Consider the following 22,906-nt stretch of genomic DNA (forward strand, 5'->3'; position numbering starts at 1 on the left):
CGGGCCAAGAGGGCGCATGCGCTGCGTGCGCCCTTGCCGCGCGCAGAAGGACATCGTGCTAACCACCACCATCGACGGGCTATGGGCCCTGCAAGTACTCGCAGGCATCGAGACGGTTGCCCCTGAGTTGGGCCTGCGGCCGCATCTGCCCAGTGTTGAGCCCAGGCAGCTGGCTCTTTCCCACCCGGTCACGAGCGAACTGCGGGACGCAGGGGTCATCAACCATTGCGACGCCGTGGACAACACTGTGGTCGAGTGGCTGACCGTCCTGTCGCGCCGCGATATCGCGCTGTTCATCCAGATGCGCACGCCGAGCGATGACCAGGCCGCCAGCGTGCTGATCGCCAGATTCGCGCAATGGTGGGTTGCCATCGAGCGCTCCGCCGATCTGGTCCGCATCAGCGGCGTCGGGACCGCCTGCACCGAAGCACCCGCCAGCTCGATGCTGTACGCGGAGATAGAGCGACTGTGTGGCCAGAACACACCAGCACCGTTGCGGCCGGTCACGCTCGACACTGACATCCTGCGCACCACGCCGGACCGGCAAGCGTTGCACGATCTGTTGGTAGCCCAGCGACTACAACCCGATCAGTTGCGGATGCTGGAACTTGCCGCCGACCCCGACCAATCCGCTCTGGCCTCGATTGTGGCGATCCAGTCCGGGGTGGCCACCGGGCGGTCCGATCGCATGCACATCGAGGCCAGCCCCGTGACGATCATCGACACACCGGCGGGTCGGCTGGTCGCCGACGACATCCAATCCGCCGGCAAGACATGGACGATCATCGCGCCCGGGACGCAGGGCAACATCGATGCGGCGATCCGCCGGATGGTTCGGCGCCTGCCTGCCGACAAGGACTGGCATTCATATCGGAAAGTTGTGTAGTCGAGAGGGATGACTCGAGTGTTAGCAATCGCACCGTGACGCAATCGGTTTCGGGTACCTTACGCATCTCCGACATGGTGGCGCCGCGCAAGATTCCGCCGGGGTCGGGCTGGCGGAAACTGCTGTACGGCATTTCTTTTCGCGCGATCAACCTGGGTGAGTCACCCGCTGAACGCCATTACCGAGAATTGCAGGAGCGGATCCGCCGCCACATTCGGAAGCAGTATGTGATAGGCGTGATCTCCGGAAAGGGTGGGGTCGGCAAGACGACGATGACCGCTTGTCTCGGTGGGGTATTCCGGGAATGCCGGCCCGAGAATGTCGTTGCCATTGACGCAGCACCCGGCTTCGGCACGCTGGCCGGTCGGATCGACGAGTCTCCGCCGGGTGACTACTCGGCGGTTTTGAACGACACCGATGTTCAGGGCTATGCCGACATCCGGGAACATCTAGGGCAGAACAGCATCGGGCTCGACGTGCTGGCCGGCAATCGGGCTTCGGACCAACCGCGGCCGCTCGTTCCGTCGATGTTTACCGGAGTGCTGTCCCGCCTGCGCCGCACCCACACCGTCATCGTGGTTGACACCTCCGACGACTTGGAGCACCCGGTGATGAAGGCGGTGCTGGAGGCTTGTGACGCGTTGGTTTTCGTCTCCGGTTTGACGGCGGACACATCGTTACCGGTAACTCGAGCGATTGACCTGTTGCGGTCAATGGGTTTCCATGAGCTGGTATCACGCAGCACGGTCATCCTCAACGACAGCCGCAACAAATATGATCCCGAGGCCCGCGACTACCTGACCGAGCGGTTCCGTCAATCCGGGGCGACGGTCGAATTCATGCCGTACGACCCGTACCTGGCCAAGGGCGGGATTATCGATACCCGCCATGAACTGAAGAAGAAGACTCGGCTGCGACTGTTCGAGATCACTGCCGCCCTGGCGGACAAGTACATTCCGGACGCCGACAGGCCGCGCTAATGGCGAAGGTCTCGTTTCCGGCCCGGTGCGCGGTGGCCGTCGTCTGCGGTGAACACCTTCTCTCACAGGTTTATCCGGCTTCGGTACCGATCGAGGTCTTCATCGACAATGTCGTCGAACTACTCAATGACGAACTGAGGCGGCGCGGGGTCAGCGGGTTGGAACCCGGTGTCGGATACGAGTTGCACAAGGCCAACGGCGTTCGCCTCGACATCACCAAGACCCTCGACGAGCTCGGCGTGGAAGACGGCGCCACCTTGACCCTGGTGCCCGCTGGCGACGGGGAATCTTTTGAGCCGCAATATGAATCGCTGTCCACCGGCCTCGCCCGGGTGGGCAAAAAGCTCTTTGAACCGGTGACGGTGCAGACAGCCGCCCATACCGCGCTGGCAATCGTCGCAATGGTGGTGGCAACGATCCTCGGCCTGGCTGTCTGGCAACGCCTTTCAAGTTCCTCACCAATACCGAGCATTGCCACCGGTGTCGCCGGCCTGCTGACTGCCGGCGGGGCCGTAGTGGTGTGGCGTTGGTGGCCGCGCCGGGACGACATGCTGGATGGGCTAAGCGGGCTGGCCGTCCCGCCGCTCGCGGTGAGCCTGGCCACGGCAGCCCCGGGCCAGGTTGCATCAGCGCACCTGTTCATCGGTGCCTTGGCGGTCACAGTATTGACCTGCGCCGTCACGGCAATGACCCAGCGCCACGCCGACATTGCCGCTGCGGTCGTCACTGCGTGCACCCTCGGCGGCGCGGTAGCGACGGTACGGATGTGGTGGCCGGTTCCGGCCCAGTGGCTGGGAATGAGCATGCTGGTCGCTCTCTTCGCTGGTACTGACATTGGCGCCGACCGCCGCGCTGTGGGTGGCCCGGATCCGGCCCCCCTATTTCGGTTCCATCACTGGACGAGACCTGTTCCGCCGCAGCGACGGAATGCCGGTCGACGCGGTGTCCCCGGTGAGTGACGGAGCAGAAGGTGCCGAGGACGACGCCAACCCGGACACCACCCCGCGGGGGTCGCAGATCACGAGCGCAGCGATCAAAGCCAACGGCGTGCTGACCGGAATCATCATCGGCGCATCGTTGACATTGCCGGCCGCAGTGTGGGCCACGCTCATGCCCGGACGCGATCGCGGCACCGCGGCGGCCGTACTCGCGGGCCTGTTCGTGGCTATCTTCATCAGCCGCGGCCGTGCCTTCGCGGACAAGCGTCAAGCCGTCGCGTTGGTATGCGGTGCTGCCGCAGCCACGTGCGTTGGCGTCGTCAAATACGTTGTCCAACCGCATTCCTCAGCACCGCACACGCTGCTTGCCGCGACTGTGCTGTTGGTGGCCTTCGCGGTGGCTGGTCTGCTGGCCGCCCTGCTGGTGCCGGTCACCAGGTTCACCCCGCTGGTCCGAATGGGCGCCGAGTGGCTAGAGATAGTCGCAATTATCGTGGCGCTGCCGCTGGCGGCCTGGATCGGCGGACTCTTCACTTGGGTGCGGATGCGATGAAGCCGACAGCTGCCGTAGTGCGGCGCATCGTTGCCCTCGCAGTCGTGATCGTTGTGTGCGCGCTCTCGAGCAATCCCAGTGTTGCCCGGGCGATTCCGCCACCAGTGATCGACCCTAACCGGGTACCCGCGGACGGCAAACCCGCTTCCGAACAGCCGATGCGGCAGAGCAATATGTGCGCGCGGACCGTCACCGTGGCCGATCCCAATGTATCGGTCGCGGCACCCGGTTTCACCATGCTCAACATCAGCAAAGCGTGGCAATACTCGACCGGCAACGGGGTACCGGTCGCCGTCATCGACACGGGCATTAATCCCAGCCCACGGCTTCGAGTGGTTGCCGGCGGTGACTACATCATGGGTGGCGACGGGCTGATGGACTGCGACGCCCATGGCACCATCGTCGCTTCTGTGATCGGTGCAGCGCCGCAGGGCAGTCCAATGCCGGCCCCGATGCCGGCTACTGCTGCTTTCCCGCCACCGGCTGGACCGCCGGCCCTCGATGCGGCACCGCCACCACCCGGTGGGCCACCGCCACCCGCCGCACCGCCTCCGCCGCCCACCCCCGTCACGGTTACCGAGACGAGACCGGTGCCGGTTCCGGCCGCGCCACCTCCCGGCGAACCTTCGAATGCGCCAGGCGATCCCGGTACCGGAGCGACCGACGTTCCCGAAGTTCCCGGGCCCCCGCCGGGGGCACCCGACGGGGTCGCGGGCGTCGCACCCCATGCCGTGATCATGTCGATCCGACAGTCGTCACGAGCCTACGAGCCGGTGAACCCCGGACCCGGCGACATGGAAGTGCGCAAGAAGGCGGGTTCGATCGCGACCCTGGCCCGGGCGATCGTCCACGCCGCCAATATGGGCGCGAAAGTCATCAACATCAGCGTCACCTCATGCGTCTCGGCGGCCGACCCCCTGGACCAGGCCGCCATCGGTGCGGCCGTCTGGTACGCCGCCACGGTCAAGGACGCGGTGATCGTCGCCGCCGCGGGCAACGACAGCGAGGACGGCTGCGCGCAAAACCCGACCTTCGACCCGTTGAATGCATCCGATCCGCGCGACTGGCATCAAGTGAAAACCGTTTCCTCGCCATCGTGGTTCGCCGATTACGTGTTGTCGGTGGGCGCGGTGGACAACACCGGTGCCGCGATCAACAAGAGCCTCGCCGGGCCGTGGGTGGCCGCAGCCGCACCGGGCGTGGGAATCATGGGACTGTCGCCCCAGACCGGCGGGCCGGTGAACGCCTACCCACCCATCCGTCCCGGCGAGAAGAACATGCCGATCTGGGGTACCAGCTTTTCCGCGGCCTACGTCAGTGGCGTTGCCGCCCTGGTCCGTGCGAAGTTTCCGACGTTGTCCGCCCATCAAATCGTCAATCGGATACTGCAGACCGCGCACAACCCGCCCCGCGGCGTCGACAATCAGGTCGGTTACGGCGTCGTGGATCCGGTGGCCGCGCTGACCTTCGATGTGCCTGCGGGAGAACGGCTTCCGCCGCCCGCACACAGCCGGATCATCACACCGGCGGCCCCACCGGCGCCCCCGGATCACCGAGCCCGCAGCATAGCGCTGATCTTCACCGGTATCGTCGTGGCCGGTTGTGCGGCGGCTTGGCTGGTGGCTCGGGTGCGGCGGCAACGATGACCTTCACGACCAACCTGGTCACCACCGCCGCGATCTTCGTTGTCACCATCACCGGACTGGCAGGCTTCGGTTATGCCGGCGCGACAGCCGCTCTGGTGATTGGCCTGGCGGTTGGGGTCATTCCGTGGCGGCGCCGGACGGCGTGGTCCTGGATGATGCTGTGGTTTCGGCGTAACCGCCCCATCCGGTGGACGCAGCCGCGAACGGTCGCCAATGATCGGGCAGGCGGGGGAGTGCGTTTTCAGGACGGTGTTGCCGCGGCGGCCGTGCAGCTGCTCGGCAGAGCCCACGCCCCAACCTTTTTAACCGGTTCGGCTTCGGTGGATACCGAAAACGTCCTGAATATCACCGAATTGACGCCGCTGCTCGAGCATAGCCTCGGGTTGAAGCTGGATTCTCTCAGCGTGATCAGCACGGGAGCGCGTCGCCGCAGCAGCGGCGACTACCCACGGGTGTACGACACCCTGATCGGCACACCTCCCTACGCCGGGCAACGCGAAACGTGGCTGATACTGCGGATCTCGCTGCTCGACAACATCGAGGCGTTGCGGTGGCGTGGTTCGGCCGGTACCGCGACGCTCGCCGCGGCACAACGGATCAGCGCCGCCATGCGGCAGCAGGGAATCCGCGCCAGGGTCGCGACCGCCGCCGACATCGTCGAACTCGAGCACAGGCTGGGCCGGCCGGCATTGGATACGCAGAACCGGCGGTGGACGGCGGTGCGAGGGACCGATGGGTGGCTGACAACATATGGGTACCGGCCTCAGGACCTGAGCACCCAGAGCCTGGCGCACGCGTGGACGATCCGAAGCGACGGGATCACGCAGAACATCACGCTTTTCGGCGACGGCAGCGTGACGGCCACGTTGACGGTGCGCAGTGCCCAGCCACCGACCGCGCCACCGAGCATGCTGCTGCAGACGCTGCCGGGTGAGCAAGCCCAGGCTGTCGCGGCGAACCTGTGTGGACCGCGCCCGTTGTTGCCGCGAATCCGTCACGGGCGCTTGACGGAACCACTGGTTGTTCCGGTGGGGCCGTCGGGTGTTCTGCTCGGGAAGGTGCGCGGCGGTAGGCGAATGCTGCTCCCTCTTGATGATCCGGGTGAGTTCAGCCGGGTACACATTTCGGCCGACGACGCCCTGTCTAAGCGCATCATGGTGCGAATGGTGGGCGCCGGTGAGCGCATCACCGTACATACGCGGAACCCGAAGCGTTGGGACAGCATCCGGATGCCGGACGTGACGATCACCGATCATGCCAAGCCAGTCGCGGGCACGACGGTCAGCGTCGTCGATGGCACCGTCACGCCCGCGCCCCGTCCCAATACTGTTGTCTCAGTGCATGACTCGCTTGCGCCATATTCCGGCGCCGCCGAGGTCTTGATCACCCAGCGTGGCCCGGCGACGGTGGATGTGACGGTGCACGGGCAGACCTACACCGTCGAGGTGGAGCTGTTCCGTGCCGAGAACCGCTATGTGTCGTCCGAACCGACCAGCCTGCGCAGTGCCGACCTCGCCTCGGTGGAATCTTCATGACGAGCAGCACCACGACGTCGGCCGCACGCAAGCGGTTCGATCAGGCGATGGCGCTGCTGGACAGCGATATCGAGGCCGCCGGCGCCCGATTCCGAGAAGCCACCGAACTGGATCCGTCGATGGCAGACGCCTGGCTGGGGCGTATCGCCGCGGGCGACGAGGCGCTGACCACGGTCCAACAGCTATACAAGTACGGTGCGCGGTTGCACCGGGAAACGAATCGTCTGGGTGTGCATTTGTCGGCGCCCATCAAAGCTGGCCCCTACCTGTCTATTTCGGTGACCGAGTCGTCGCACGCCGGTTTGGCGCTCGCCAGCGCACTGGTCGATGCCGGACAGTATCAGCGTGCCGAAGCGCTGCTGGCCGATCCGGCTTTGCTGGACACCTGGGAAAACCACCACTGGAGGCAGTATGTCGAAGCCCACTTGATGTTCGTCACGCAACGGTGGCCAGACGTGATCACGGTGGCGGCGGCAATCCTCCCGCCACAGGCCATCATCATGCCGGCCGTAACGGCGGCGACATGCTCCCTGGCTGCACATGCTGCGGCGCATCTCGGTCAGGCACGGGTCGCATTGGACTGGACCGACCGGGTAGCTCTGCAGCGGTGTGACGAATTCCCGTTGGTTGCCGCCGATCTCGCCTACATCAAGGGAATGGCGTATCGGCAACTGGGCGACGAACATCAAGCCCAGGTGTGGTTATCCAAGGCAACGATCAACGGCGCGCTGGTGGAGTCAGCCAAACAGGCGCTCAGCGACCCGAACCTGCAGTTGGTGGTCACCGACGAGGATGTCATCGCATCCCGCACGGACAAGTGGGATGTCAGCACCCAGCGATCCGCTCAGCAGCGCACCGAGGCCGAACACGAAGAGCGGCGCGAACAACTTCTGCAGGAAGGACGTGCGCTGCTGGACAACCAAGTTGGGCTCGCGGAGGTGAAGCGGGCGGTGGCCGAGCTCGAAGACCAGATCGAGGTCCGGGCGCTGCGCCTTGCTGCGGGATTGCCAGTAGCCAACCAAACCAACCATATGCTGCTGGTCGGCCCGCCAGGCACCGGCAAGACGACCACGGCCGAAGCACTGGGCAAGATCTATGCCGGGCTGGGCATCGTGCGCCATCCGGAAATCGTCGAAGTCAAAAGGGCCGACTTCTGCGGTGAGCACATCGGCGCGTCAGGGCCGAAAACCAATGAGCTGATTGCCCGTTCGTTGGGGCGCATCCTGTTCATGGACGAGTTCTATTCACTGGTGGAACGCCATCAGGACGGCCGGCCGGACATGATCGGCATGGAGGCGGTCAACCAGTTGCTGGTGGCACTCGAGGTGCACCGCTTCGACTTCTGCTTCATTGGCGCCGGCTACGAGCGCGAGATCGACGAATTCCTTACGGTGAATCCAGGTTTGGCGGGGCGGTTCAATCGCAAATTGCGTTTCGAGTCCTATAACCCGGACGAGTTGGTGCAGATCGCGGTCCGCTACGGTGAGCCGCGTGCGACCGTCATCGAGCCGGCGGCCGCGGCCGCGATGAGGTCAGCCTGCGCGGCGTTGCGTGCCTACCGCGCACCCGACGGTACGCACGGTGTCGACGTCATGCACAACGGGCGGTTCGCCCGGAACGTGGTCGAACGCGCTGAACGGCTGCGAGATTCGCGCGTGGCCGCCCAACACCGGAGCGTCAAGGGTTCGGTGACCGTCGAGGACCTACAGACCTTGCGTACCGACGACGTGGTCACCGCGGTGCGCGATGCGTGCGCCGAAAAGCACGTGCCGATCGCGTTGTGACCGCGTCTACACCTCGATGACGACCGCCCCGCCCTGACCACCGCCAGCGCACATCGCCGCCACCCCGATCCCGCCGCCGCGCCGGGCCAGTTCGTAGGTGAGTGTGGTGACCATTCGCGCGCCGGATGCCGCGATCGGGTGGCCGAGACTGCAGCCGCTGCCCGAGAAGTTGACCTTCTCCTCATCGATGCCGTACTCGCGGCAGGCCGCGATCGGCACCGAGGCGAACGCCTCGTTGATCTCCCACAGCGCCACGTCGTCGACCGAGAGCCCCGCCCGCTGCAGCACCTTGCCGATCACCTTGACCGCACCCAGCCCGCAATCGCGGGGCGCAACCCCCGCCGCGGCCCAAGCGCGCACCTTGCCCATCACGTTCAGGTTGTTAGCGGCGGCGTAGTCGGCGTCGACCAGCGCGACAGCGGCGGCGGCGTCGTTGGTGCCGCTGCTGTTCCCGGCGGTGATCGAGAAGCCCTCGATCTCGGGGTGCAACACCTTCAACCCGGCCAGCTTCTCCACCGTGGTGTCGCGCCGCGGGTGCTCGTCGACCGAGAAGTCGACAACCGACCCGTCGTGCACCGTGATCTTCAGCGGCAGGATCTCGTCGGCAAACTTGCCCGCGTCCTGGGCAGCGACCGCACGCTGATGCGAGCGGGCCGCCCAGGCGTCCATCTCTTCGCGGGTGATGCCGACCGACTGGGCGGTGTTCCACCCGACGGTGATTGACATGTCCTTGGCCGGTGCGTCCGGCGTCTCGACGTGGGTGGGCGGCATCCACCGCTCCTCGAACTTCAGCTCGGGCCCGGGGATGCGCCAGTTGGTCAGCGGCGTCATCGACAGCGACTGCACGCCCCCGGCGATCAGTACCCGCTCCATGCCGGAGCCGATCTGCGCGGCGGCATTGCCGATCGCGGTCAGGCTGCCCGCGCAGTGCCGGTTGACCGACTGGCCCGGCACGTGCTCCAACCCGGTCGCACTGGCTGCGTAACGGGCCAAATCGCCGCCGCCGTAATGGGATTCAGCGAAGATAATGTCGTCGATCTCGGCCGGATCCACTCCCGAGCGGCGCACCACCTCGGGCAGCACCGCGGTGATCAGCGTCTCGGGCGGGGTGTTGACGAGCGTGCCCTTGAATGAGCGGCCGATCGCAGTCCGGACAGCGCCGACGATCACGGGTGTGGCCATAGCAGAACCTCGAACTTCCTGTCGGGGGATCGACCGATATCGTACCAAGTACCGTATTTACAATAGTAGCTAGCTATGTAACGCCCGGGAGAGCGTGCTAGTGGAGTGCGCTGGCGGGGGCTCGTCTTTGATGCCGTTCAGCATATGTAGGTGCCCCACACATCTGACCAAACCGAATTCGGGCAGCAGGACTTGTCAGTGGGTCCTGCGAGGATGGGGTTATGTCTTCGATCGCGTCGGCGCCGGTGGGGGTGCGGCCTATGGATCGGTTGGAGGTGTTGTTCGAGGAGTTGGCGGAGTTGGCCGGGCAGCGTAATGCCATTGATGGGCGGCTGGTGGAGATCGCCGCCGAGCTTGAGCGTGACGAGTTGTGGGGCATGACCGGGGCGCGGTCGTTGGAGATGGTGATGGGCTGGAAGATGGCCCTGTCGTCGTCGAACGCGAAAACGGTCGCGGCGATCGCGCGGCGGGTCGAGGAGTTCCCGCGGTGTGTGGCCGGGTTGCGGGAGGGCCGGCTGTCGCTGGATCAGGTCGGGGTGATCGCCGCCCGCGCCGGTGAAGGTTCGGATGCGCATTACGCGCAGCTGGCGGCGGTGGCCACGGTCAACCAGCTGCGTACCGCGGTCAAACTCGAACCCCGACCCACCCCCAAACCCGGCCCCGAACCCCCCGAGCGGCCGATCATCACCAAGACTTCCGATGAGGCGGGCAGCTGCTATCGGATCAAGCTCGACCCGCATGATGCGGCGACGTTCGACGCCGCGCTGGCCTCGCACCGCGACGGGTTGATCGCGCAGTGGAAACGCGACCACCCCGACGGCAACACCGCGGGTGACGACGAGGCGCGGGCGCCGTTGCCGGGCAACGGGGAAGCATTCCTGGCGCTGCTCGAGGCCGGCTGGGACGCCGATGTGGCCCGCCGCCCGCACGGCCAGCACACCACCGTGGTCGTGCACCTGGATGTGGACAAGCCCGCCGCCGCCTTGCACCTGGGCCCGCTGCTCACCGAGGCCGAACGCCAGTACCTCAGCTGTGATGCCACCTACGAGGTGTGGTTCGAACGCGACGGTGTCCCCATCGGCTCCGGGCGCACCACCCGCGAGATCAACCGCCGCCTGCGCCGCGCCCTCGAGCACCGCCACCCCAGCTGTGCGGTGCCCGGCTGCGGGGCCACCCGCGGCCTGCACGCCCACCACCTCCGACACTGGGAACACGGCGGCCCCACCGAACTACACAACCTGATCCTGGTCTGCCCCTATCACCACCGCGCCCACCACCGCGGCCTGATCACCATCACCGGACCCGCCGACCAACTCCTCGTCACCGACAGCGACGGCCAACCCCTGACCTCGGCATCACTGGCACGCCCACCCACCCAACCCCCACCGGACGTCCCACCCTGCCCCGGCCCCCTCGGCGAACGCGCCGACTGGTGGTGGTACGACCCCTACGAACCCAAACCACCGACCAACAACTAACCCGGTGATCGGGCCGGCGCCGCTCCCTTCGGCCGCCCCTGCTCGGGTTTGCGACTGCGCGAAAAGCGCGATGCTTGCGGATCTTTGATTGGGCGTCGGGAGGCCTGGTGTCGACTCAACGCTGGCCCGGTGGCGGGTATTGCGGTGGACTGCCGGGCGGCGGGTATTGCGGCGGTGGGTATTGCGGTGGACTGCCGGGCGGCGGGTATTGCGGTGGCTGGCGGGGTGGCATGCCGGGCGGGTATTGCGGTGGTCCGCTCGGCGGCGGGTACTGCCCAGGCATACCGGGCGGCGGATAGTGCGATGGATTCCCCGGCTGGGCGTAGTACTGAGCACCGCCCGGAGGTTGTTGTTGCGACACTCCGGGACGGCGCCGGTAGTTTCGGATCCCGCGTAGAACGCCACCGATCATCACCGCGGCGCCGGCCCCGATCGCGACCCGGCCCATGTCGTGGTCGGCACGAAGCTGCTCGTCGTAGCTATTTCTACTGCCCTTGGCTTGCCGGCAAGTGTCGGCCCGGTGCATTGTCTTCCCGTCGCATTCCGGGACTTTCTCGCTGGCGTTGATGAAGCCAAAGCCGGTTAGGGCCAAGCCGATGAGGATAACGATCAGTGGTCCGATCAACCTGTTAAGCATGGGCCTCTCTCCGGCGATCCGTCGAGCCCCCGTGACTGTTGCTGAGTAGCTGATTCTCCGCGCGAAGTTCCGGGATGTCCATCTTTGCCGAGCCACCCCGACCATCCGCCGGTGGGCGGCCGCACGGCAAGAGCGTCTAGAGCTGCACCACAACGACTTTCACGCACCGCGTGCCTATATCGCGGGAACGTCGCCGGCACCGAACTCAAGTAGCCCACCGATGCGAGTTGCTTGCCGACCGTCGTTGACCCGCCGACCCGAACCACCCCATCCGAATGGCGCCGTTTACGCACCCGTTACGTCTAAACTGCTCCCAGATCGACACGCCGCACTAATTCAATGAACGGAGTGATTCCGGGGTGCACCGGATCTTGGTGATGACGGTGGCGCTAGCAGTGCTGACCGCGCCGCCGGCACTCGCAATCACTCCGCCACCGATCGATCCGGGCGCCTTGCCGCCGGACGTGACCGGACCCGATCAACCCACCGAACAGCGAGTGCAGTGTTCGGGCCCGACGGTCCTGCCGGATTCCAGCTTCCACGACCCGCCATGGAGCAACGCCTACATCGGCGTCACCGAGGCGCACAAATTCGCCACCGGCGCCGGAGTGACAGTCGCTGTCATCGATACCGGTGTGGACGCCTCACCTCGCGTCCCCGCCGAGCCCGGCGGCGATTTTGTCGACCAGGCCGGCAACGGGCTGTCCGACTGCGATGCCCACGGCACTCTCACCGCCGCCATCATCGGCGGCCGGCCCGCACCCACCGACGGGTACGTCGGCGTCGCCCCCGACGCCCGCCTGCTGTCCATCCGCCAGACATCCGAGGCGTTCGAACCCGTCGGCTCCCAACCCAACCCGAACGACCCCAACGCCACCCCGGCCGCCGGATCGATCCGCAGCCTGGCGCGGGCCGTGGTGCACGCCGCCAACCTGGGCGCCGGCGTCATCAACATCAGCGAGGCGGCCTGCTACAAGGTCAGCCGGCCGATCGACGAGGCGGGCCTGGGGGCGGCCATCGACTACGCCGTCAACGTCAAGAACGCGGTGGTGGTCGTCGCGGCCGGAAACACCGGCGGTGACTGCGCGCAGAATCCGCTGCCCGACGCGGCCGCGCCGTCGGACCCCCGGGGCTGGAACAAGGTGCAGACCATCGTCACCCCGGCTTGGTACGGGGACCTGGTGATCACCGTCGGCGGGATCGGCCAAACTGGTGTGCCCAGTTCGTTCTCCATGCACGGTCCATGGGTGAACGTCGCGGCGCCGGCCGAGAACATCGAGAGCCTCGGTGATCGTGGCGAGCCGGTGAACGCTCTGCAAGGCAAGGAAGGCCCGGTCCCGATCGCGGGTACCTCGTTCGCCGCGGCCTACGTGTCCGGCCTGGCGGCCCTGATTCGACAACGGTTTCCCGACCTCACCGCGGCACAGGTGATGAACCGCATCCAGTCCACCGCACGCCACCCCGGCGGGGGCACCGACAACCTCGTCGGCGAGGGCGTGATCAACGCCGTCGCAGCCCTCACCTGGGATATCCCGCCGGGCCGGACGACGATTCCGTACAACGTACGGCGGATGCCGCCGCCGGTCATGGCGCCGGCCCCCGACCGCGGGCCAATCACGGCCGTCGCATTGTCCATCGGGGGACTCTTGATCGCCATTGGACTGGGCGCGTTGACCGCGCGGGCATTGAGGCGCCGATGAGCAGCCCGATTCGGTTGAAGTTCAGCACCGGGCACACCCTGATCTGGGCGGTACTGGCCCCGGCGGCCATCCTGTGGTTCCTGCCCACCCGTTACTGGTGGGCCGGCATCGCGGTGGTGGCGGTGGGCGCCATAGTCGCGTTCGTCACCTTCTTCGGTCGCCGGATAACCGGTTGGGTGGCAACGGTATTCGCCTGGCTGCGACGGCACCGCAGGCCACCGGACGTGCCGTCCGAACCCGAAGTCGGCGCTACGGTCAAACCGGGCGACCACGTCGCGGTGCGGTGGCGGCGCAACCACCTGATCGCGGTCATCGAACTCAAGCCGCGGCCGTTCACCCCCACCGTGATCGTCGACGGGCAGGCGCACACCGACGACGTAGTGGACACCCGCCTGCTCGAGCAACTGCTGTCGGTGCACTGCCCCGATCTGGAAGCCGACATCGTGTCCGCCGGCTTCCGCGTGGGCAAGACCGCCGCCCCCGAAGTGGTGAACCTCTACCAACAGGTGATCGGCGGTGACCCGGCCCCCGCCAGCCGCAGGACCTGGATCATGCTGCGGGCCGACCCCGAACAAACCCGTAAGTCGGCGCAGCGCCGCGACGAAGGTGTGGCGGGCCTGGCCCGCTACCTGGTTGCCTCGGCGACGCGAATCGCCGACAACCTGGCCGCCCACGGCGTCGACGCCGTGTGCGGGCGCAGCTTCGATGACTACGACCACGCCACCGACATCGGCTTCGTCCGGGAAAGGTGGTCGATGATCAAAGGCCGCGACTCTTATACCGCGGCCTACACCGCGCCGGGCGGTCCCGACCTGTGGTGGTCGGCGCGCGCCGACCACACCATCACCCGGGTGCGGATCGCCCCGGGTCAGCCACCACAAACGACCGTGCTACTCACCACCGCGGGCAAGCCCAAGACGCCGCGCGGCTTCTCCCGGCTGTATGGCGGGCAGCGGCCCGCGCTGACCGGACAGAACCTCGTCGCCAACCGGCACTGCCAGATTCCCATCGGCTCGGCCGGCGTGCTCGTGGGCGAGACCGTCAACCGGTGTCCGGTGTACATGCCGTTCGACGACATCGACGTGAGCCTCAATCTGGGCGATGCCCAGACGTTCGCCCAGTTTGTGGTGCGGGCGGCGGCCGCGGGGGCAGTCGTAACGGTGGGCCCGCATTTCGAAGAATTCGCCCGCTTGATCGGCGCGCAAGTGGGCTCGGTGGCCAAGGTGGCGTGGCCGAATGCGACGACCTATCTTGGCCCGCATCCCGGTGTCGACAAAGTGATCCTGCGCCACAATCTCATTGGCACGCCGCGGCACCGCGAGTTGCCGATCCGCCGTATTTCCCCGCCCGAGGAAAGCCGGTTCCAGCTGGTGCTACCCAAGTAAGCGTTCTTCCAGAATTTTGGTGCAGGAAGCCCCTCCTCCAGCGACGATAATGGTTAGAGCATTAAGGAGGATGTTCCGATATGACTCAGCCGCAAACCGTGAAGGTCGATCAGCAAGAGATTCTTTCGCGGGCCAACGAGGTCGAGGCGCCGATGGCGGCACCGCCGACCGATGTGCCGGTTGCGCCCAGCGAGATCACCACCGCAGTCAACGCGACCGAGCAGATCAAGCTGAACGCCGAGAACATGCGCATGTTCTTGGATGTCGGTGCCCGCGAGCGGACCCGCTTAGCGACCTCGCTGCGTAATGCGGCCAAAGCCTACGGGGACGTCGACGAAGAGGGTGCGGCCGCCTTGGACAACGACGGCGGCGAGGTGGCCGGCGAGTCGGCCGGCGGAGTGGGCGGCGACGAGTCGGCCGGGCTAGAAGATACCCCGCAGGTCGCAGTGGCGGGCGACGACGGCTATTCGGATATCGAGGTCACCGCCCAAAAATTGGCCGCGGGCGACCAGGGCGCATCCCTGAGCCGGATGGCCGAGGCGTGGTACAAGCTGAGCTTCGCCATGCAAGGGGATGTCAAGCGGTTCCGCATTTTCAAGGATTGGGAAGGCGACGCCGCTGAAGCCTGCGAGAAATCGCTTGATGACCACCGCATTTGGATTGACTACATGGCCGCGAACGCCACCGCATTGGCCCAGCAAGCTGACTACATAGCGCAATTGCAGGCCAGGGCCTTCAAAGCGCATCCATCGGCGGCGGCGATCGCATTGGTCCGCCAGGCGGCTCAGGAAGGCAACAAAGAAGCCGTCAAGACGTACGCCGAGTACCAGAAGGCGTCCGAGACCATAATGAACGACTACAACACCAGGGCCGCCAACGAGATCAAGGCGTTCAAACTCGAAAAGCCGCCCAAGGCAATTAAAATCGATCCGCCACCGCCGCCGCAGACGCCGGGATTGATCCCCTCCCAGGTGATGCAGGTGGCCGCCATGACCGGCGGCGGGTCAGGCAGCGGCATGCAGCCCCCGATGATGACGCCACCCACCGGCGGTGCCGGTGGTGGCATGCCGTCCGGAGTCGGTTCCGAGCTGACGGCGGCCGGCCGTGAGGCCGCCGCGAACCTGCCGAAAGACCTAGGCGTCAAACCGATGTCGCTCGGCGGCGGGGGCGGTGGCGGAGGCGGCATGCCGTCGATGCCGTTGGCCCCGGCAACGGGTGCCGGTGGCGGCTTGGACGGCCAGTCGATGCGGCCCGCGGGTGCCGGTGACATCGCGGGCCTCGGCGCTGCCGCCGCAGCCCGCGGCAGCGGTATGGCCGGCGGCGGCATGGGCATGCCGATGGGTGGACATGGCCAGGGCGGTGGAGGCTCCAAATCCAAAGGTGCTCAACAAGATGACGAGGCGCTGTACACCGAGGACAGGGCGTGGACCGAAGCCGTTATCGGCCAGCGCCGCCGGCAAGACATGAAGGAGTCAAAGTGACCAGCTCGGAATTGGACCCGCATGTCGCGGCGGCGCTCGCATTGGCGGCGCGTTTCCAAACGGCCCTTGAGGGCACCCTCAACCAGATGAACAACGGAAACTTCCGTGGCACAGACGAATCCGAGACCGTCGAAGTGACGATCAACGGGCACCAGTGGCTGACGGGTGTGCGCATCGACGACGGCCTGATTCGCGAGGTTGGCGCGGAGGTGGTCGGCGCCCGAGTCAACGAGGCCCTACAGAACGCGCAGGCCTCGGCAAGCCAGTACAACGCGGCGGCCGGCGAACAACTGACCGCGGCGCTTGAGGCGATGACGAAGGCCGCCAACCCCGGCTTTGCCTAAAAGCACTGGCTGGTTTGAACTTTCGGCAAGTGGCGCCGTTTCTCGTCGTGCCCGCGGCATTGCCGAAGTCGCGAAATTACCGCAGCTAGCAGGTAATAACCTCAGTTAGGCTTGATAACTATGACGTCCGGCAAGACGCAGCATGCTCGGGTCGGCCACCGCAGGCCGGGGAGTGACCGCTGCGCACCGGCCGAACGAGGAGAGTAGCAATGGGCATTCCGAGGCCGACGGGCGAGTACGCCGGTCAGATGCTTGAACCCGGCGGATGGCCGCAAGCCGACGAGGACACGTTCTACGACCGTGCGCAGCAGTACAATCGCGTACTGCGCGAAGTCACGAACGTCATGGACTCCACCCGCCGCCAGCAGGTCGAAATCTTCGACGGAGGTGTCTGGTCGGGCGGTGCCGCGAACGCGGCCAATGGTGCGCTCGGCGCGAATCTGACCGAAATGAGCACGCTGCAGGACTATCTCGTCACCGTCATCACCTGGCACCAGCACATCGGGAACCTGCTCGTCCAGGCTAAATCCGAGATCGGGAACAACGTCGACGGGGCCCAGCGCGAAATCATCATCCTGGAGAACGACACCGAGCTCGAGGCGGAGGCGCGTCAGGCGGCGATCGAGGCGCTGGTCCGCGAGACACATCAGGCGAATACCAGTTTGGTCACCGAGACGGCGGAACAGGTTCGGGCGTCCAAGAATTGGAAGCCGCCGCACAATGCGCTCGAGGATCTGCTCCACCAGGTGACGCCGCCCGCTCCGGAGGTCCCGACAGTTGTCGTTCCGACGCCGGGCACGCCCACCCCGGTCGGGCCGACGCCGACACCGTTTGAGCCGATCCCGGCCAACCCGTACGAGCCGGTGGGTCCGGGCACACCCATCAGCCCGGTCACACCGACCCCGTTTGATCCGGTGAACCCGAACCCGATCACGCCGATCACTCCGATCCCGTCGCTGCCGGTGACGCCGGTCAACCCAAGCCAGCCTGGCACGCCCATCACCCCGATCACGCCGGTCAACCCGAAACCGCAGCAGCCATCCCGGCCGGTCACCCCGGTGAACCCGGCGCCCTCGCCCGCCCCGTCGCCCGCGCCGACACCTGGCCAGCCGACACCCGGTCCCGGCCCGGCGCCAACGCCCAGCGGTCCGCTGCCAGACCTGCCTGCCGCGCCTGCGAGCCCGGGCACGCCCTCGGGTCCTGCTACACCAGGCACCGAACCGGCGCACGTGAAGCCGGCCGCGGCCGTGGATGCCCCCGTCCACACCGGTCAACCGGGCGGTTCCTCGGCACCGTCACATCGCGGGGACGACGCAACTCCGGCCATGGCACCCGCGGCGGCCACCGGAATCCCGACGGCTGGGCGAGGCACCTCGACCGGAATGGGACCGGCGGGTGCCGGCGCAAGTCCGAGTGCGGGCGCGGCCCCCAGCGGTTCGGGTGCCGGTGCTCGCACCGCGGGCGGCCGGGCGCCGCTGGGTGGGGCCGGACGGGCACCGGCCGGGGCGTCGCCTCGCCCGGCATCGGCGCGCACAGCACCGGCGGCCCGGCCCGCTCCGCCGAACCGGAACGACGACGACCAGAAGGACAAGCAGGGTTCCGCGGATGATGTCACGGCGCTGCCGTCGATCCCGGTCTCGGCCGCACGGGCCGCGCGTGACGCGGCGGCCGCGGCATCCCGCGCCGGTGGCGCCAAAAAGGATCCGCTGCGGCTGGCAAGACGGATTGCGGCCGCGCTGAACGCCCGAGACCTCGCCGGTAACGACGACTACGGATTCTTCTGGGTCACCGCCGTCACCACCGACGGCGAGATCGTCGTCGCAAACAGCTACGGGCTGGCCTACATACCCGACGGCGTCCAACTGCCCGCCAAGGTGTTCATGGCCAGCGCCGACCGAAACGTGCCGGTCGACGAAAAGGCCCGCAGCGCAACCTATCCGATTGTCGCCGTGCAGACTTGGGCCGCCTACCACGACCTGAAGCTGCGGGCCGTGATCGGCACCGCCGAGCAACTGGCGAACTCCGATCCCGGCGTCGCCAAGATCCTGCTGGAGGACGACGACATCCCGGACACCGGCAAGATGGTCGGACGGCCGCGGCTCGAGGTGGTGGACCCGGCCGCGGCGGCGCAGTTGGCGGAGACCGATGACCTGCATCTGGTGGACCTGCTGCCGCCGGCCCCGGCCGACGCCAAGGCTCCCGACGACGAGCGGCACATCCTGTGGTTCGAGCTGATGAAGCCGATGACGAGCACGGCGACCGGTCGCGAGATTGCGCACCTGCGCGCCTTTCACGCATACGCCGCGCATAGCCAGGACCTCGCCCTGCACAAGGCCTACAAAGCGGCCGACGCCGAGACGCAACGACCGGCGGTCGAGGAGTTCTTGTACTGGCGTCACGTCGCCGCCCTGCTGGACAGTGCGATCTCGCAGGCCACCTGACGGGCGGGAACTGGTATGGCAAACACGGCGGCCGGCCGCTGGGGCGGTCCTCCCGGGCGGCACGGCGCACTCATGGCTGCCGCGGGCCAAAATTGGCGTCCGGGCTGTTGTAGCACGTCGGTTAAGATTTTGTGGATAGGCAACGATGGAGAAGGGATGCTGCGATGGTTGAACCGCTAGCAGTCGATCCCGCCCGCCTGGTTGCCGCTGCGAGCAAACTTACCGAGCTGGTGTTCCCGACGCCGCCTTCGCCGATCGCCGCGACCGGCTCGGACGCGGTGTCGGGGGCGATCAACGAGACGATGCCGGCCATCGAATCACTGGTCAGCGACGGGATGCCGGGCGTCACCGCCGCCTTGAAGAGGACCGCGACCAGCATGGGCGCCGCCGCCGACATCTACGCGAAGGCCGACCAGTCGCTGGGCCAGGCACTGACGCAGTACGCGTTCGGTGCGGACGGCCAGTCGATGGGGGCAAACGCGCTTGGGGCGGTGGCGGGCCTGGGCGGCGGCGCCGCCGGGACGGCGATGCTGGGCGGACCCGCGGCCGCGGCACAACAGCTGGCGGGCACGGCGTCGGCGGGGGCGGTGTCGCAGGTCGGCGCCGCAGTCGGGGCACAGGCCGAGGCGTTGTCGCCCCGGATAGCCGCGACCGTGCCACAACTGGTTCAGCTGGCACCGATGGCTCAACAAATGGCGCCGATGGGGCAGCAGGTCGGCCAGAGCGTCCAGCAGGCCGCATCTCAGGCCGGGCAGGGCGGCGGGGCCCAACTCGCCAGCGACACCAAACCGGCCGACGAGGACAAGAAGGACGACGAAGACAAGCCGGACAACCCGGATGACGCCGCCGGCGCGCAGGGCGACGGTGCGGAGGCCGACGGTGCCGCCGCGGGCAAGACCACCCTGGTCAGCGCCCCGGTGGAGGGCGCCGCAGGCGGCAAGTCAACGGGTGGGCCCGTCGCGGCGCCGATCTGAGCAGGATCTAGAACCGCAGATTCCGCACCATGTCGTAGACACCGGTGATCCACAACAGCAGCGGAATGATCGAAGCGACCACGGCGCCGTCGACCAATTCGGTGATCCGCTTCATCACCGGCGACAGGCGCTTGATCGGGGCCATCGCGCCGAAGATGATCAGCGCGACCACCACCAGCACCAGGTAGCCGGCCAGAATCGCCCACGCCCAGTGCGGGTACCAGAGGCAAAGGCGCATGGCCAATCCCGTCGGGATCGCGGCGGTTGCGGCCAGTAGCGACCACGCGCACCAACGATCCACGTAGAGCCGTGAACGGAACCCGCACAGCACGGTCAGCAACCCGGCGACCACCAGGCTGTGGACGAAGAAGTGCCCGTGCACCACCACCGCGACGGCACCGGCCGCCAAGATCGCGGCGCCCGCCGTCACATACCCGACCAGCAGCTGCTTGGCCAGCTTGCTGCGCTCGGTCAGGCGGGCCGCGGACGCCGGCACCGACGCGATGATCGCCTGCCAGGTCGGTGTCTCCTCGTTGGTGGCGTCCTCGGCGGTCACCGGGTCCAGGAGTTCCTCGTTGTCCACGGTCTCACCCGGAACGGGGATTGGCGGCAACGCGATTCGCGCCACGGCGACGGTGAGCTTGGCGGCGTTGGTCACCACGAACAGACCGAACGCGATCGCCCCGGCCGGCACCCACTCCTGGTAGCCGTAGCCGGTCGCGACGGCGGCGCCGACCAGCGCGATCATGCTGATCACGACGAAGGAGGCCACTTCGTGGCGCCGGCGAGGGCCGCCGCGGACCAGCACTGTCAGCAACAGCACCGCCGTAGCTGCGGCGGCCAGGTGCGGCGCCCCGAGTGAGTTGGTGCCGCGCGGCAGCGGGACGGCGATCGCGGCCGCGCCCGCCAGCAGCGGATAGGCGGCGATCAGCAGGCACTCGGAGAGATCGGCCTTGGCATAGAACCGCTTCGCCACGAACGACACGACCAGGGCGATCATGCCCAACAGGCCCAACGCCACCGGCCAATACCAGCCGCGCCCGGTCGTCCACCACGCGCGCATGGCGATGGCGGTCAGCGGGAGCGCCAGGATCGGGATGGCCACCGAGATGAAGCGTTCAACCGCCGTCCGATCGAATTCCGGCGATTCATCCAGCACCGCGATCGCGTCGATGACATCTTCGACCAACGGCCGGTATCGCTCCGTTCGACTGGCCGAAACCAGGGTCAACAGCGAGCCGTCGACCACGCCGGCCTCGTCGAGGGACTGCTCGGGCCGCAGCGGCGGCGATCCCGGCCGGGCGAACGTCCACACGCCCTGGGCGGCGAAGTCGAAGCCCGCCAGGACATCCGGCGGGGTGTCTTCGAGCATGTCGGCCAGGACCTGGACGGTCTCGTCGATGTAGGTGGCCATCGGCGCCGCCGCCGGCAGCACCAGGTCGGTCATCCGCTTTCCGGTCAGGATCGTCACCCGGGTGGTGGCCGGCCTGGCGGGCGCGGTCCCGGATGCGGTGGAGCCGGCGGCAACAGCAGGTGCGCTCAACGACGTCCCGCCCTTTCAAAATCGTCGGACAGAGCCGCGGCCAATTCGAGTACCCGCCGTCGGTAGGCGGGGTCGAGCTGGTCGAGCTGAATCTCGGTACCCGTCGCGATGTGCTTGTCCCAGGGCAGCAACACGACCCGGTCCGGCTGTACCAGCTGCTGGAACTGCCGGACCAACTTCTTCTCCGCGACGTTGGTCTCACCGACCGCGACGTGGTTGATGACCACCACCACGCGACTAAGCAGATCCTGATACCCGTTGTGCCGCAGCCACTCCAGCGCACTCTCGGCCTGCCGGGCGCTGTCCAGCGACACGTTGGTCACGATCACAATCGCCGAGGCGGTCTCCAGCACACCGCGGGTGACCGGGTCGAACAATCCCGGCCCGCAGTCGGCCAGCACCAGGTTGTAGAACTTGGACACCGTATCGACGGCGAAGCGCAGGTCGTCACCACTGAGTCCGCGTTGCGCCGTGGTGTATTCGGCGGTCGGGAGGATCTCCAAATTGTGGGCGTTGACGCTCGTGTGTGCGCGCACATCGTTGTAGTGCGAAAGGTTCTCGTCGGCAATCAAATCCGCGATCGAAGACGGCGAGGTACGCCCTGCGCGCTCGGCCAGGTTGCCGCAACCGGGGTCCGCGTCGAGCACCAGGATCCGATCGCCCCGCACCTGCGCCAACATGGTGCCCAATGTGACGGTCGTAGTGGTCTTGCCGACGCCGCCCTTCAAACCGAGCATGCCGATCTGGTATGAACCACGCGGCTTGCGCCGGACCCTGGCGCGCAGTTCCTGTTCGTATTTCTCGTCGGGCGACAGACCCGGGTTGATGCGCGTCAGCTTGTAGACAGCCCGCCGCCAACCACGTTGCGGGACAGGCTTTTCCGGCGCGCTCTGCCGTGCAGGCCGGGGTTCCGGCGCTTCGGTTGGGGTCGGGGCTGGCGCCGCGACGACGGGTGGCACCGGACGGGATTCCCGCAGGGGCGCCGATGCGGTGGGCGGTGGTGGCGCCGGTTCCGGCGACGGTGGCCGCACCGGGATCGGGCCGGACGGGGCACGGCGTTTACCGCCGGACCGGCCGCCCTGGACCTGGGGCGCCGGGGCCGCCGGACTGCGGCCGGGAGAGTTGATCTGCGGAGCGTCCTGGCCAGGCAGGGGGACTCGGAAGTACGGCCCGCCAGCGGGATTCGTTTCGCCCGATTCCGGGTCGGGCAGGTACCGGTGCCCACGACGTTCCCGGCGCGACGGTGGTTCGGGCGGCGGGGGTCCGGCCGGCGGTTCGGGTTGGGTGGGTGCTGGCGCAGGCTGGTAGCCCTGCTGCCGGCCGCCGAGTCGTACCCGGCCGTTGGTCGCATAGCAGTTGTCGGTGGTCGCTGGTCGCGACGGCGGTTCGGCCGGGGCGCGAGGGCGCCGCGGTCGGGGT

17 protein-coding genes and 1 pseudogene are annotated in these 22,906 nt (G+C 67.3%); 14 read left to right on the forward strand and 4 right to left on the reverse strand.

The window, feature by feature from the left end; all coding sequences use genetic code 11:
• The first annotated feature begins 55 nt into the window (after window positions 1–55).
• Genes BN972_RS21525 through eccA form a run of 7 tightly spaced genes read left to right on the forward strand, consistent with a single transcriptional unit; the run spans window position 56 to window position 8,322 of the window.
• Window positions 56–886: an ESX secretion-associated protein EspG gene (locus BN972_RS21525; protein WP_036363637.1), complete on the forward strand. Its 831-nt coding sequence runs from the start codon at window positions 56–58 to the stop codon at window positions 884–886.
• Complete coding sequence (locus BN972_RS21530) at window positions 868–1,866, forward strand: AAA family ATPase (RefSeq protein WP_390176234.1); 999 nt, start codon at window positions 868–870, stop codon at window positions 1,864–1,866. Before BN972_RS21525 ends, BN972_RS21530 begins: the two co-directional genes overlap by 19 nt.
• A complete protein-coding gene (eccD, locus tag BN972_RS30885) occupies window positions 1,866–2,825 on the forward strand; it encodes a type VII secretion integral membrane protein EccD (protein WP_261785924.1) in 960 nt (319 codons plus the stop codon). Before BN972_RS21530 ends, eccD (BN972_RS30885) begins: the two co-directional genes overlap by 1 nt.
• Window positions 2,725–3,357, forward strand: coding sequence for a type VII secretion integral membrane protein EccD (gene eccD / locus BN972_RS30890; RefSeq protein WP_261785925.1), 633 nt, complete (start codon window positions 2,725–2,727; stop codon window positions 3,355–3,357). The genes eccD (BN972_RS30885) and eccD (BN972_RS30890) overlap by 101 nt, the downstream gene beginning before the upstream one ends.
• Window positions 3,354–5,003: a type VII secretion-associated serine protease mycosin gene (mycP, locus tag BN972_RS21540; protein WP_036362354.1), complete on the forward strand. Its 1,650-nt coding sequence runs from the start codon at window positions 3,354–3,356 to the stop codon at window positions 5,001–5,003. The genes eccD (BN972_RS30890) and mycP (BN972_RS21540) overlap by 4 nt, the downstream gene beginning before the upstream one ends.
• Window positions 5,000–6,538: a type VII secretion protein EccE gene (gene eccE / locus BN972_RS21545; protein ID WP_036362359.1), complete on the forward strand. Its 1,539-nt coding sequence runs from the start codon at window positions 5,000–5,002 to the stop codon at window positions 6,536–6,538. The genes mycP (BN972_RS21540) and eccE (BN972_RS21545) overlap by 4 nt, the downstream gene beginning before the upstream one ends.
• Window positions 6,535–8,322 carry a type VII secretion AAA-ATPase EccA gene (eccA, locus tag BN972_RS21550; RefSeq protein WP_036362362.1) on the forward strand — a complete coding sequence of 596 codons (1,788 nt, stop codon included), beginning with the start codon at window positions 6,535–6,537 and terminating at the stop codon, window positions 8,320–8,322. Before eccE (BN972_RS21545) ends, eccA begins: the two co-directional genes overlap by 4 nt.
• Window positions 8,323–8,328: 6 nt before the next feature.
• On the opposite strand, the gene BN972_RS21555 is transcribed toward eccA, so the two are convergent.
• Window positions 8,329–9,504: a thiolase family protein gene (locus BN972_RS21555; protein WP_036362366.1), complete on the reverse strand. Its 1,176-nt coding sequence runs from the start codon at window positions 9,502–9,504 to the stop codon at window positions 8,329–8,331.
• Window positions 9,505–9,725: 221 nt separating this feature from the next.
• Here BN972_RS21555 and BN972_RS21560 point away from each other — a divergent pair, with 221 nt between their 5' ends.
• Window positions 9,726–10,982 carry an HNH endonuclease signature motif containing protein gene (locus BN972_RS21560; RefSeq protein ID WP_036362369.1) on the forward strand — a complete coding sequence of 419 codons (1,257 nt, stop codon included), beginning with the start codon at window positions 9,726–9,728 and terminating at the stop codon, window positions 10,980–10,982.
• 115 nt (window positions 10,983–11,097) lie between these two features.
• Here BN972_RS21560 and BN972_RS28460 read toward each other — a convergent pair whose 3' ends face one another.
• A complete protein-coding gene (locus BN972_RS28460) occupies window positions 11,098–11,619 on the reverse strand; it encodes a hypothetical protein (protein ID WP_080697066.1) in 522 nt (173 codons plus the stop codon).
• Window positions 11,620–11,978: 359 nt separating this feature from the next.
• Here BN972_RS28460 and mycP (BN972_RS21565) point away from each other — a divergent pair, with 359 nt between their 5' ends.
• The 6 genes from mycP (BN972_RS21565) (at window position 11,979) to BN972_RS21590 (ending at window position 19,944) form a co-directional block, all read left to right on the forward strand.
• Window positions 11,979–13,319 (forward strand): type VII secretion-associated serine protease mycosin, encoded by a 1,341-nt coding sequence (mycP, locus tag BN972_RS21565; RefSeq protein WP_036362372.1) that lies wholly within the window; start codon window positions 11,979–11,981, stop codon window positions 13,317–13,319.
• Window positions 13,316–14,704, forward strand: coding sequence for a type VII secretion protein EccE (gene eccE / locus BN972_RS21570; protein ID WP_036362374.1), 1,389 nt, complete (start codon window positions 13,316–13,318; stop codon window positions 14,702–14,704). Before mycP (BN972_RS21565) ends, eccE (BN972_RS21570) begins: the two co-directional genes overlap by 4 nt.
• An 80-nt stretch (window positions 14,705–14,784) precedes the next feature.
• Window positions 14,785–16,185 (forward strand): EspB family ESX-1 secretion system-associated protein, encoded by a 1,401-nt coding sequence (espB, locus tag BN972_RS21575; protein ID WP_036362377.1) that lies wholly within the window; start codon window positions 14,785–14,787, stop codon window positions 16,183–16,185.
• Window positions 16,182–16,529, forward strand: coding sequence for a YbaB/EbfC family nucleoid-associated protein (locus BN972_RS21580; protein ID WP_036362380.1), 348 nt, complete (start codon window positions 16,182–16,184; stop codon window positions 16,527–16,529). Before espB ends, BN972_RS21580 begins: the two co-directional genes overlap by 4 nt.
• A gap of 209 nt (window positions 16,530–16,738) precedes the next feature.
• Window positions 16,739–18,970, forward strand: coding sequence for a hypothetical protein (locus BN972_RS21585; protein ID WP_036362390.1), 2,232 nt, complete (start codon window positions 16,739–16,741; stop codon window positions 18,968–18,970).
• A gap of 164 nt (window positions 18,971–19,134) precedes the next feature.
• Window positions 19,135–19,944 carry a hypothetical protein gene (locus BN972_RS21590; protein ID WP_036362393.1) on the forward strand — a complete coding sequence of 270 codons (810 nt, stop codon included), beginning with the start codon at window positions 19,135–19,137 and terminating at the stop codon, window positions 19,942–19,944.
• A gap of 7 nt (window positions 19,945–19,951) precedes the next feature.
• Here BN972_RS21590 and eccD (BN972_RS21595) read toward each other — a convergent pair whose 3' ends face one another.
• Together eccD (BN972_RS21595) and BN972_RS28905 are read right to left on the reverse strand one after the other, a co-directional pair.
• Window positions 19,952–21,487: a type VII secretion integral membrane protein EccD gene (gene eccD / locus BN972_RS21595; protein WP_036362396.1), complete on the reverse strand. Its 1,536-nt coding sequence runs from the start codon at window positions 21,485–21,487 to the stop codon at window positions 19,952–19,954.
• Window positions 21,484–22,906 (reverse strand): annotated as a pseudogene (locus BN972_RS28905) (MinD/ParA family ATP-binding protein); the annotation flags it as partial. The pseudogene BN972_RS28905 and the gene eccD (BN972_RS21595), both read right to left, overlap by 4 nt.

Source organism: Mycobacterium asiaticum DSM 44297 (assembly GCF_000613245.1).
GTDB classification, from domain to species: Bacteria; Actinomycetota; Actinomycetes; order Mycobacteriales; family Mycobacteriaceae; genus Mycobacterium; species Mycobacterium asiaticum.